Source organism: Sphingopyxis sp. RIFCSPHIGHO2_12_FULL_65_19, from assembly GCF_001830555.1.
Classification (GTDB): domain Bacteria; phylum Pseudomonadota; class Alphaproteobacteria; order Sphingomonadales; family Sphingomonadaceae; genus Sphingopyxis.
Genome location: NZ_MIAM01000016.1, coordinates 35,052 through 46,512, shown reverse-complemented (window position 1 = coordinate 46,512; position 11,461 = coordinate 35,052). Strand labels below are relative to the sequence as shown.

Genomic DNA, 11,461 nt, shown 5'->3' with positions numbered 1-11,461 from the left:
TTCAGGAACACCGGCTTCGCCGCGCCCGCCGGCTGCGCCGCCGCGACCCCGTCGAGCAAGGCTTCGAGCGCGCCCTTGTCCTGCAAGGCGCGAAGGCCGGGCGTGTTCGGCGACGAGATATTGACCGTCAGGTAATCGGCAAGCGGCGCCATCGCCGCAGTGCCCCGTGCATAATCGGCGATGCGGTCGGCGCTGTCCTTGTTCGCGCCGATGTTGATGCCCAGCGGCACCGGCAGGCCATAGCGGCGGAGGCACGCGATCCGTTCGGCCGCCTTTTCCTGCCCGCCATTGTTGAACCCCATGCGGTTGATCACCGCCCGGTCCTCGACGAGCCGGAACAGGCGCGGACGCGGATTGCCGTCCTGCGGCAGCGGGGTCAGCGTCCCGACCTCGACGAAGCCGAAACCAAAATGCGGCATGACATGCGCGACGCGGGCATCCTTGTCGAACCCGGGCGCGAGGCCGACCGGGTTCGGGAATTTGAGGCCCGCAAGATCGGTCGCCAGCGCCGGGCTGGTCAGCGCATGGCGCGCGCGCGGAAGCGGCTGGAGCGCGCTGAGCGTCAGATTATGCGCCGCCTCGCCATCGGTGGCGTGGACGACCGGGCGAACGAGCGCATAGGCGCAATCGGTGAGCGAAGCGAGGAGCGACATGGCCCGCCATTGCGCGCACGACGGGGCTATGGCAAGCCCTTGGCGCATCGGAAAAACCGGGAGAAAATCGTGTCGCATCTCAAAATCATCGCTCGCCTGTCCACCGGCCTCGCCCTGCTGGCCGTCGCGGGCTGCGCCCCGGCCGCGGTGCAGGATGCGCCCGCCACCGCCGCATCGGCCCCCGCCCCCGACGCAGCGCCCGCCGGCGCGAACCTTGCGCAATTCTTCGACAATTATGACGCGGCGCAGCTTTCGCTCAGCCCGCAAGGCAAGGCGTATCGCGGCATTCGCGATGCCGATTACGGCAAGTGGAACGACGTCGGCGACGAGGCGGCCATCGCGTCGCACAAGCTGCAACAGGCCACCGCAGAGGCGATGCGCGGCAGCTTCGATCCCAAGGCGATGTCGGCCGACGATGCGTTGTCGTTCGAGCTGTTCAACGCCCAGGCGGAGCGCGCCGAGCGCCTGTTCCCCTATCGCAACCATGATTATATCTTTGACCAGATGAACGGCGCGCAGAGTCAGATGCCCGCGTTCCTGATCAACATCCACCGCGTCGCGAGCGCCGCCGAAGCCGAAGCCTATGTTGCCCGCATTCGCGGCCTTGGCCCCGTGCTCGACGCGCTGTCGGCGCAGTCGGCCGAGCGCGCGCAGCGCGGCATCCAGCCGCCGAAATGGGGCTATGCCTATCTGATTTCCGACATCGGAAATTTGCAAAAGCCCGACAATGCCGTGATCGAGGATATTACGGCAAAGGTCGGCAAACTGGACATCGACGCCGCCGAAAAGGCGCGGCTGGTCGCGGCAGCCAAAGCGGCGTGGAGCGAAAGCGCCGGCCCGGCCTATGGCCGCCTGCTCGCCGAGATGAAGCGCCAGCAGGCGAGCGCCCCAACGCAGGACGGCATATGGCGCCTGCCCGACGGCAAGGCCTATTATGAGGCGCTGCTGGCGAATTACACGACCACCGACATGACCGCGACGCAGATCCACGACCTGGGCCTGGCCGAAGTCGCGCGCATCCATGGCGAGATGAAAACGATCATGGCGAAGGTCGGTTTCAAGGGCAGCTTGCAGCAATTTTTCGCGCATTTGCGCACCAGCCCGCAATATTATTACACGACGCGCGCCGAATATCTCGCCGATGTCGATGCCAAGGTGAAGGCAATGGAGACGCGCCTGCCCGCCTATTTCAACACGCTGCCCAAGGCGGCATTGCAGGTGAAGGCGGTCGAGGCGTTCCGCGAGAAATCGGCGGGCAAGGCCTTTTATTCCTCGCCCTCGCCCGACGGGTCGCGCCCCGGCATCTATTATGTGAACCTTTACGACCTGCGCGACATGTCGAAGACCGAGCTGGAGGCCCTCGCCTATCATGAGGGCGTTCCGGGGCACCATCTTCAGCGCGCGGTGCAGACCGAGCTGACCGGGCTGCCGCCCTTCCGCCGTTTCGGGGGCTTCACTGCCTATACCGAGGGGTGGGGCCTCTACACCGAGGAGCTGGGCAAGGACATGGGCTTCTATACCGATCCCTATAGCGATTTCGGACGGCTTGGCATGGAGCTGTGGCGCGCGTGCCGACTCGTCGTCGACACCGGCATCCACGACAAGCGCTGGAGCCGCGAACAGGCGATCCAGTATCTCAAGGACAACACGCCCAACCCCGACGGCGACATCGAAAAGGCGATCGAACGCTATATCGTCTATCCTGGACAGGCGACCGCCTATCTGATCGGCAAGCTGAAAATCATGGAATTGCGCGGCCGCGCCCAGGCGGCGCTTGGCGACAAGTTCGATTTCCGCAGCTTTCACGACGTCGTGCTCGAATCGGGTCCGGTGCCGCTCGACATCCTCGAACGGCGCGTCGATGGCTGGATCGCGGCGCAGAAGGGTTAAGCTAATTGACGATTGCCGCTTGACGCGCGGGCGGCGAACCGCACATATTTGACCCAGATAAGAAGGCAGCCCGGGGAAAGGCTGTCGAGGTCTGGGTCTTCATGTCGAATACTACTTCCTCGCCTGGGGGCGTGGACGGCAGCGCGCCGTTCGAGCTGCACTATTTTCCGCCCGATCCCGATCTGGCGGAGATGGTGTCGAGCTTCTATTTCGCGCGCGTCAACATGCCGCGTTTCGACGAATATGAGCGCGCCGATCGCCCGCAATTCCGCTTCGTCACCGCGGCCGACGGCGAATATGTCTTTGCCGACGATCACCGCGCGCCGGTTTGCCGTGCGAATATCGTCGGCCCGACGAGCGGTCGCGTGCGCGCGATCAGCAATTGCCCGACCCAGATGTTCGGTTTCGGCATGTTGCCCGCGGGCTGGGCGGCGCTGATGGGGGACGAGGCCGACAAGCTGACCGACCGCGCGATGGACGCGGCCGACCTGTTCGGCCCCTGGATCGAGGAGGTCGCGGCGACGCTGGAAAGGGCGACCAGCGTCGAGGAAAAGCTGGTCATCGGCAATAATTTCGCGCGCGAGGTGCTGACGCGCAGCGAGCAGCCGCCGATGTGGTTCATCCGCACCGTCGACGGATGGCTGACCGAATCGCCCTCGCCGCAGGTGCCCGAACTGGTCGAGGCGACAGGCATGTCGATCCGGTCGGTCGAACGGATGACGAAATATTATTACGGCCTGTCGCCGCGGATGCTGGCGCGCAAATATCGCGCGGTGCGCGCCGCATCGGCGCTGGCGCGCGGCGAAGGGCTCGACTCGGCGCAGCTGGGCGACGCCTTTTACGACCAGTCGCACCTGATCCGCGAGATCAAGCGTTTCGCGGGCGCGACGCCCGGCCAGCTCGGCAAGCCGACGAGTTACACCGAGGCGACGACCAAGGGCCGCAAGCAACTCGCCGGCAAGGTCAGCCCGCTCGTCTCCGAGACCTGAGACCCCACCCCGCCGTCATTGCGAGGAGCGTAGCGACGAAGCAATCTCCGGCTCTCGCCGTCACGCAAAGCCGGCAGCTGGAGATTGCTTCGCTTCGCTCGCAATGACGACGGGATTGGCGGGTAGCCTGCACGCGGCCGCGTTAACCTTCTAAAATTTCCTGTCCCGTCGATTTGGCGTTTCCGTCCAATCGCGAATCGCCGCGCGGGCATAATTCCCCCTTGCGACCCAGAAGAGCTCATCCTCTGACGAGGACTTGAGACCTTCATCTTGGCACTCATTTGGCTTCGGCCGGATGGGTGCCTTTTTTTTCTTGGGCACCCTGTAGCGCCCGTTGGTTGCGCCGCGGCAACGCTTTGCCTATATAAGTGGAGTAATTTACTCCAGTTAAGAATCGTTCGCAATTTGCGGACGGAGATATGATGCGTCTGTCCAACCTTGCCGATTATGCCGTGGTGCTGATGAGCGCCGCCGCCCGCCAGTGCGGGTCGGTGCCGATTCACGCGGGCATGCTGGCCGAACAGACGGGCATCCCCGGGCCGACGGCGCAGAAGCTGGTGAGCGGCCTCGCCCGCGCCGGGCTGCTGGTGGCTTCGCGCGGCAGCGGCGGCGGCGTGCGGCTCGCGCGGCCCGCGGCGGCGATCAGCGTCGCCGATATCATCGAAGCGGTCGAAGGACCGATCGCGCTCACCTCGTGCGTCGCCGAAGGGCGGCACGATTGCTCGCTCGAAGGCAGCTGCAAGGTGCAGCCGCATTGGGGCGTCGTGAACGGCGCGGTGCGCGGGGCGCTTGCAGAAATCAGCCTGGCGAGCCTGTCCGTCATCCCAGCGAAAGCTGGGATCGCTGGCGGTTTTCCCGGCGGTGACGGCGTCAACCCTCCAGCGGCCCCAGCTTTCGCCGGGGCGACGAGTTAGAGATATGACCGACAACACAGACCTCCCCGTAAAAGACCAGGCCGCGCACGACGCCGCGGCAAAGGTCGCCGATTATGAGCATGGCTGGTCCTCGTCCATCGAGACCGACTTCGCGCCCAAGGGGCTGACCGAAAATACGGTCCGCTTCATCTCGGCGAAGAAGAACGAGCCCGAATGGATGCTCGATTGGCGGCTCAAGGCGTTCCGTCATTGGCAGACGATGGAGACCCCCGACTGGGCGAAGCTCAACGTGCCGCCGATCGACTATCAGGACGCTTATTATTATGCGGCGCCGAAGCCGAAGCCCAAGCTCGGCAGCCTCGACGAAGTCGATCCCGAGATTCTTGAGGTCTATAAAAAGCTCGGCATCCCGATCGAGGAGCAAAAGGTGCTCGCGGGGGTCGAGGGCGCGCGCAAGGTCGCGGTCGATGCGGTGTTCGACAGCGTCAGCGTCGCGACGACCTTCCGCGAGGAACTGAAGCGCGCCGGCGTGATCTTCCTCTCCATCTCCGAAGCGATCCGCGAATATCCCGAGCTGGTGAAGAAGTGGCTCGGCAAGGTCGTGCCGATGCACGACAATTATTTCGCGACCTTGAACTGCGCGGTCTTTTCCGACGGCACCTTCGTCTATGTGCCCGAGGGTGTGCGCTGCCCGATGGAGCTGTCGACCTATTTCCGCATCAATGCTGAAAATACCGGGCAGTTCGAGCGGACGCTGATCATCGCCGACAAGGGCGCCTATGTCAGCTATCTCGAAGGCTGCACCGCGCCGATGCGCGACGAGAATCAGCTGCACGCCGCGGTGGTCGAACTGGTGACGCTCGACGATGCCGAGATCAAATATTCGACCGTCCAGAACTGGTATCCGGGCAATGCCGAGGGGCTGGGCGGCATCTATAATTTCGTGACCAAGCGCGCGCTCTGCCAGGGCAAGCGCAGCAAGGTGTCGTGGACGCAGGTCGAAACCGGCTCTGCGATCACCTGGAAATATCCGAGCTGCGTGCTCAACGGCGACGACAGCGTCGGCGAATTTTATTCGGTCGCGGTGACGAACAATTTCCAGCAGGCCGACACCGGCACCAAGATGATCCACAATGGCAAGCGCACGCGCTCGACGATCGTCAGCAAGGGGATCAGCGCGGGCAAGTCGAACAACACCTATCGCGGCATCGTCCGCGTCGCGCCGAACGCCGAGGGCGTGCGCAACTTCACCCAGTGCGACAGCTTGCTGTTGGGCAGCACCTGCGGCGCGCACACCGTGCCGTACATCGAAGTCCGCAACCCGACCGCAACCGTCGAGCATGAAGCGACAACGAGCAAGATCAGCGACGACCAGCTCTTCTACGCGATGCAGCGCGGGTTGAATGCGGAAGAGGCGGTAGCGCTGATCGTGAATGGGTTCGCGAAGGAAGTGCTGCAGCAGTTGCCGATGGAATTTGCGGTCGAGGCGCAGAAATTGTTGGGGATCAGCCTTGAGGGGAGCGTTGGGTGAGAAGCTCACTCGCTTCTTTAGCGCTTTTGCTGGTCGGATGTGGCGGCCCCGGTTCGAACGAACCTGCCAGTCCCAACGACCGCTTCGCAAATACCATCAGCTACGAAAAATGCATCGACAAGCGGGCGAGTGAATTGGGGCCGCGAGAGACTGTGAATGAGGCAGAGGCTCGAGCAGCGGTAAAGACTTGTAGCAAATTTCTTCGGGGTGCCGCGATCGAGATCGCTGCGCAGTTCGATGGAAAGAATACCAGTCCTCACAATCCCTACGTCTCGGTGGAATTCAACGAGGAAGGCTTAGAGCATAGCGCTGTCAGCAAGCTGACCAAAGACGTCGCTCCCAAGCCTGTCCCATAAATCGGAAACAAGATGCTCAAAATTGAAAATCTCCACGCCACCGTCGCTGACAAGCCTATCCTGAAGGGCCTGTCGCTCAGCATCAATGCGGGTGAAATCCATGCGATCATGGGACCCAATGGCGCGGGCAAGTCGACTTTGTCCTATGTGCTCGGCGGGCGGCCGGGCTATGAGGTCACCGAGGGATCGGTCGACTTCGACGGGCAGGATCTGCTCGACATGGAGCCGCACGAGCGCGCCTCGGCGGGCCTGTTCCTGGGGTTTCAATATCCGGTCGAAATCCCCGGCGTGTCGAACGTCCAGTTCCTGCGCGAAAGCCTGAACGCCCAGCGCAAGGCGCGTGGGCTGGAACCGCTGTCGGGCGGCGAGTTCCTGAAGGTCGCGCGCGAAAAGGCGGCGCTGCTCAAGATGGACATGGACATGCTCAAACGCCCCGTGAACGTCGGCTTTTCGGGCGGCGAGAAGAAGCGCAACGAGATGGTGCAGATGGGCATCCTCGACCCCAGGCTCGCGATCCTCGACGAGACCGACAGCGGCCTCGACATCGACGCGCTGCGCACCGTCGGCGACGGGATCAACAGCATCATGCGCCGCCCCGACAAGGCGGTGCTGCTGATCACGCATTATCAGCGCCTGCTCGATTATGTGCAGCCCGATTTCGTCCACGTCCTCGCCGCCGGCCGCATCGTCAAGTCCGGCGGGCCCGAGTTGGCGCGCGAACTGGAAGAACATGGCTATGCGGAGATTGCGGCGTGATGAGCGCGCATTTTTCCTTCTCTCGTCATGCCGGACTTGATCCGGCATCCATGACCGCGTGGACCCCGGATCAAGTCCGGGGTGACGAAGTGTGGGAGATCGCGGCTTGACGACGAGCGTTCTCCCCTCCCGCCGCGACGAAGCGTGGCGCTATAGCGATATCGATGCGGTCGTGGCGGCGTGGCCGCTGCCCGCGCCCGAAAGCATCATCGTGCCCGCGGGCGGCAAGTTTGCACGCGCGATCGTGCAGGACGCGGGCGACATCCGGCAGATCGAGCTGGTGCTCGGCAAGGGCGCGGCCGCCGCACTGCATATCCTCAACATCGGCGGCGCTTATGGCCGCATCGAGCTCGCGGTGACGCTGCACGAAGGCGCCGACTTCATGCTAGGCGCGGCGCAGATCGGCGGCGGTGCGCAAAATCTGGAGATCGTCACCACCGTCACCCACGCCGAACCCGGCGCGACGTCGCGGCAGGTCGTGCGATCGGTGCTCGGCGGGACCGCGACCGGCACCTATCTCGGCAAGGTCGCCGTCGCGCGCGATGCGCAACAGACCGACAGCGAACAGGATGTGAAGGCGATGCTGCTGAACCGCAGCGCGACCGCCAACGCCAAACCCGAACTCGAAATCTTCGCCGACGATGTGAAATGCGCGCATGGCTGCGCGATCGGCGAACTTGATCCGATGGCGCTCTATTATCTTCAATCGCGCGGGCTGCCGCCCGGCGAGGCGAAGAAGTTGATGTTGCAGGCGTTTGTCGCGGGCGTGTTCGATGGCGCCGAGGATGAAGAACAGCTGCAAGCACTGGCGCTGGCGAAGCTGGGAGAGCTGGTGTGAGCACCACGACCGCCCTCCGTACCTTCCCGGACGTTCGCGCCGACTTCCCCGGCCTGACGCCCGGCTGGCACTATCTCGACACCGCCGCGACGGCGCAAAAGCCGCAGGCAGTGATCGACGCGACGGTGAACGCGATGGGCCGCGATTATGCGACGGTGCACCGCGGCGTCTATGCGCGCTCGGCCGATATGACGCTCGCCTATGAAGCGGCGCGGCGGCGGATCGCGGGCTTTATCGGCGCGAAGGAAGAGCAGATCGCGTTCGTGCGCGGCGCGACCGAGGCGATCAACCTCGTCGCCTATTCGCATCCGCGGAAGGGCCGCGTGCTGCTGTCGGTGCTCGAGCATCACAGCAATATCGTGCCGTGGCAGCTGGCCGGGTGGCAAGTCGATGTCTGCCCGCTGACCGCCGATGGCTGCATCGATCTTGATGCTGCCGAAAAGCTGCTGACCCCCGATCATACTATGGTCGCCTTTGCGCATGTCTCGAACGTGCTCGGCAGCCCGCTCGACGTCGCGCGCACGGCAGAACTGGCACATAATGTCGGCGCCGAACTGCTGATCGACGGCTGTCAGGCGGTGCCGCGCCTGCCGGTCGATGTCGCGGCGCTCGGCTGCGACTATTATGCCTTCTCGGGGCACAAGCTCTATGGTCCGACCGGCATCGGGGTGCTGTGGAGCAACAAGCTCGATACGCTGCCGCCGTGGCAGGGCGGCGGATCGATGATCGACCGGGTGACCTTTGCAAAGACGACTTACGCCCCCGCCCCCACGCGCTTCGAGGCAGGGACGCCCGCGATCATCGAGGCGATCGGGCTCGCGGCGGCGGTCGATTATGTCGAAAGCATCGGCATCGATGCGATCCATGCGCATGAATGTGCGCTGGTCGGCAGCCTGCGCGAGCAACTCGCGCGGCGGAACAGCATCACGCTCTTCGGCCCCGAAAACAGCGCCGGAATCGTCAGTTTTGCGATGGCGGGGGTTCATCCGCATGACATCGGCACTATCTTGGACGAAAGCGGGGTCGCGATCCGCGCCGGGCACCATTGCGCACAGCCGCTGATGGAGCATCTGGGTGTGCCCGCGACCGCGCGCGCGAGTTTTGGCGTTTACAGCAATGACGACGATGTGGCGGCGCTGATTGAGGGCCTGTCGCGCGTCGAGAGGATTTTCGGATGAGCGAGGACCGCATGAGTGAGACCGGGATTCGGGTCGAGGAAGTGACAAGCGTCGAGGCGCCACCGAAGGCGCGCGTCGCGGATGTCGAGACCGCACCCGAGAAGCTGGAGCGCAAGCGCGACTATCTGGAGGGTTTCCTTGCGGCCAAGCCCGCGGCCGTCGCACCGAGCGCAGTCGGCGGCGACCTGTACGAAGCCGTGATCAACGCACTGAAAGATATCTACGACCCGGAAATCCCGGTGAACATCTATGACCTTGGCCTGATCTACAATGTCGAGATCGACGACGGCCATGCCCTCGTCACGATGACGCTAACGACGCCGCATTGCCCGGTCGCCGAATCGATGCCCGCCGAGGTCGAACTGCGCGTCGGCGCGGTGCCCGGGGTCGGCGACGCCGAGGTCAATCTGGTCTGGGACCCGCCATGGTCGCCGCAGAATATGAGCGACGAAGCGCGGCTCGAACTGGGAATGTTGTGATGACCGAAACGAAAACGCGCGCTCGCCCTGCCGCCGTCACGCTGACGCCGAACGCCGAGGAACGCGTTGCCGCGTTGATGGCCGCGGCGCCCGAGGGTTCCATCGGCGTTCGCCTGTCGACCCCCCGCCGCGGCTGCTCCGGCCTCGCCTATTCGGTCGACTATGTGACCGAAGAGGTGAAGTTCGACGAGAAGATCGAGACGCCGGGCGGCATTTTCTACATCGACGGCGCGTCGGTGCTCTACCTGATCGGCAGCACGATGGACTGGGTCGAGGATGATTTCGCCGCGGGCTTTGTGTTCGCGAATCCGAACGCCAAGGGCGCCTGCGGCTGCGGCGAGAGCTTCACCGTCTAAAGGCGCTTTTTTGCGCTGAATATGCTATGGCTCCGCCTTCAGGGGAGCTTTGCCATGACGCGCATTTTCTACCTGCTGTATGCCGCGGTCGCTTATGCGATTTTCCTTGCCGTATTTCTGTATCTTATCGCTTTCACCGGCAATCTGCCGGGAGCGCCGCTGACGGTCGATCGCGGGCCGGAGTCGTCGCCGGTGCTGGCCCTGCCCGTAAACCTCGCGTTGATTGCGCTGTTCGGATTTCAGCACAGCGTGATGGCGCGACCGGCGTTCAAGGCCGTCTGGACGCGCCATGTCCCGCCGCCGATCGAACGATCGACCTATGTGATGATGACAAATCTTGTGCTCGTCATCCTGTTTCTCGGCTGGCATCCGATAACCGCGCCGGTCTGGACCGTCGCAAACCCCGTCGGCGCGGCCGCGCTGTGGGCTCTGTTCGGCCTCGGCTGGGCGATCGTCCTCGTCAGCACCTTCCTGATCAATCATTTCGAGCTGTTCGGTCTGCAACAGGCGTGGTTCGCCTGGCGCGCGCGGACCGGCGCAAAGCCGGCTTTGCATCAGCCCTTTTTCTACAAGCTGGTCCGGCATCCGCTTTACGCGGGCTTTTTCCTCGCCTTCTGGGCGACGCCAGCAATGTCCGCCGGGCACCTGATGCTCGCGGTCGGGCTGTCGGCCTATATGCTGGTGGCGATCCGGCTGGAGGAGCGCAATCTGGTCGACACCTTCGGCGCCGACTATGCCGCCTATCGCGAAACGACGCCGATGCTCGTGCCGGGCACCGGAGGGCGGAGGCGGGCCTAGGGTCAGCACCCTAGCGGCAGACGGTCCATCCCGCGGTTCGCGCCGCCATATCGAGATGGAAATGATCGGCGTGCGCGCGATTATAGTCGGGCGACAGGGTCGTGCTGAACAGGCCGCATGTTTCGTCGCGAACGTCGTGAAGGAACTCGCTGCGCTTGTCACCCGGCGCCCAGTCGTTGATCAGCGAGATGCGCGTGCCGTCGGCAAGGATGAAGGCCGAGATGTCGATCGCATTGGCGGTCGAATGCTGGCTTTGCGTCTGCTCCCCCGCGATCTTGCGGCAATTATAGCTGCCAAGATTTTCGAGTTCGACGACCCTTTGGCCGAAATGCTTTTGCGCAAGCGGCTGGACGACGTCGCGATTCCACAGCGCCATCGCGGCGGTGACCGCACAGCTTGGCGCGGCGCCCGCGGGCCGCATCGTCGGCACAAAGCTGTCGCCGGTCAGGATCATGCGCTGGCTTGCGCGGCACGCGCCGCTGCCGATCGCCGGCCGCTGCAGATAGCCTGCCTCTGCCCGGTCGAAGGCGGCAAAACAGGCCGCGTCGTCGCTGGCGAGCGCAACCAGCTTGCGATGCGTGGCCCAGCCCTGCGGATGCGCCAGCTCGAACCGCATGGTCGGGATATGCTCGGGATGGTCGCGCACCCATTGCATACCCAGGATCGCGCCGATGGTGACCAGCAGCGCGGCGCCGAACCAGAACAGATAGGGGCGGAAATTTTTCACGCCGCCTTACTGACCTGCCGCGCCCCTTCGCACAA

The 11,461-nt window shown here is 64.1% G+C and carries 13 protein-coding genes; 11 read left to right on the top strand and 2 right to left on the bottom strand.

What is annotated here, in order from left to right:
- A partial coding sequence (pyrD, locus tag A3E77_RS04825; RefSeq protein ID WP_458574410.1) for a dihydroorotate dehydrogenase (quinone) occupies positions 1-653 on the bottom strand: 653 nt, incomplete at its 3' end.
- 69 nt (positions 654-722) lie between these two features.
- Here pyrD and A3E77_RS04820 point away from each other — a divergent pair.
- The 11 genes from A3E77_RS04820 (at position 723) to mddA (ending at position 10,699) form a co-directional block, all read left to right on the top strand.
- Complete coding sequence (locus A3E77_RS04820) at positions 723-2,543, top strand: DUF885 domain-containing protein (protein WP_293643714.1); 1,821 nt, start codon at positions 723-725, stop codon at positions 2,541-2,543.
- 131 nt (positions 2,544-2,674) lie between these two features.
- Positions 2,675-3,532 (top strand): helix-turn-helix domain-containing protein, encoded by an 858-nt coding sequence (locus A3E77_RS04815; protein ID WP_293643712.1) that lies wholly within the window; start codon positions 2,675-2,677, stop codon positions 3,530-3,532.
- Positions 3,533-3,954: 422 nt separating this feature from the next.
- Entirely contained in the window at positions 3,955-4,446 is a 492-nt protein-coding gene (locus A3E77_RS04810) for an SUF system Fe-S cluster assembly regulator (protein WP_293643710.1), read from the top strand.
- A 4-nt stretch (positions 4,447-4,450) separates the two neighbouring features.
- On the top strand, positions 4,451-5,938 hold the full coding sequence (sufB, locus tag A3E77_RS04805; RefSeq protein WP_293643708.1) for a Fe-S cluster assembly protein SufB: 1,488 nt from the start codon (positions 4,451-4,453) through the stop codon (positions 5,936-5,938).
- Positions 5,935-6,294 carry a hypothetical protein gene (locus tag A3E77_RS04800; RefSeq protein ID WP_293643706.1) on the top strand — a complete coding sequence of 120 codons (360 nt, stop codon included), beginning with the start codon at positions 5,935-5,937 and terminating at the stop codon, positions 6,292-6,294. Before sufB ends, A3E77_RS04800 begins: the two co-directional genes overlap by 4 nt.
- A gap of 12 nt (positions 6,295-6,306) precedes the next feature.
- Positions 6,307-7,050: a Fe-S cluster assembly ATPase SufC gene (sufC, locus tag A3E77_RS04795; RefSeq protein ID WP_293643704.1), complete on the top strand. Its 744-nt coding sequence runs from the start codon at positions 6,307-6,309 to the stop codon at positions 7,048-7,050.
- A 106-nt stretch (positions 7,051-7,156) separates the two neighbouring features.
- Positions 7,157-7,888: a SufD family Fe-S cluster assembly protein gene (locus tag A3E77_RS04790; RefSeq protein ID WP_293643702.1), complete on the top strand. Its 732-nt coding sequence runs from the start codon at positions 7,157-7,159 to the stop codon at positions 7,886-7,888.
- Positions 7,885-9,066, top strand: a complete 1,182-nt coding sequence (locus tag A3E77_RS04785) for an aminotransferase class V-fold PLP-dependent enzyme (RefSeq protein ID WP_293643700.1) — start codon at positions 7,885-7,887, stop codon at positions 9,064-9,066. Before A3E77_RS04790 ends, A3E77_RS04785 begins: the two co-directional genes overlap by 4 nt.
- Positions 9,063-9,545 (top strand): SUF system Fe-S cluster assembly protein, encoded by a 483-nt coding sequence (locus A3E77_RS04780; RefSeq protein ID WP_293643698.1) that lies wholly within the window; start codon positions 9,063-9,065, stop codon positions 9,543-9,545. The genes A3E77_RS04785 and A3E77_RS04780 overlap by 4 nt, the downstream gene beginning before the upstream one ends.
- Entirely contained in the window at positions 9,545-9,901 is a 357-nt protein-coding gene (locus A3E77_RS04775) for a HesB/IscA family protein (protein ID WP_293643696.1), read from the top strand. The genes A3E77_RS04780 and A3E77_RS04775 overlap by 1 nt, the downstream gene beginning before the upstream one ends.
- Positions 9,902-9,955: 54 nt before the next feature.
- The gene (gene mddA / locus A3E77_RS04770) at positions 9,956-10,699 is read left to right on the top strand and encodes a methanethiol S-methyltransferase (protein WP_293643694.1); all 744 of its coding nucleotides are present in this window, start codon (positions 9,956-9,958) and stop codon (positions 10,697-10,699) included.
- A 10-nt stretch (positions 10,700-10,709) separates the two neighbouring features.
- Here mddA and A3E77_RS04765 read toward each other — a convergent pair whose 3' ends face one another.
- A complete protein-coding gene (locus A3E77_RS04765) occupies positions 10,710-11,426 on the bottom strand; it encodes an extensin-like domain-containing protein (protein ID WP_293643693.1) in 717 nt (238 codons plus the stop codon).
- Positions 11,427-11,461 lie beyond the last annotated feature (35 nt).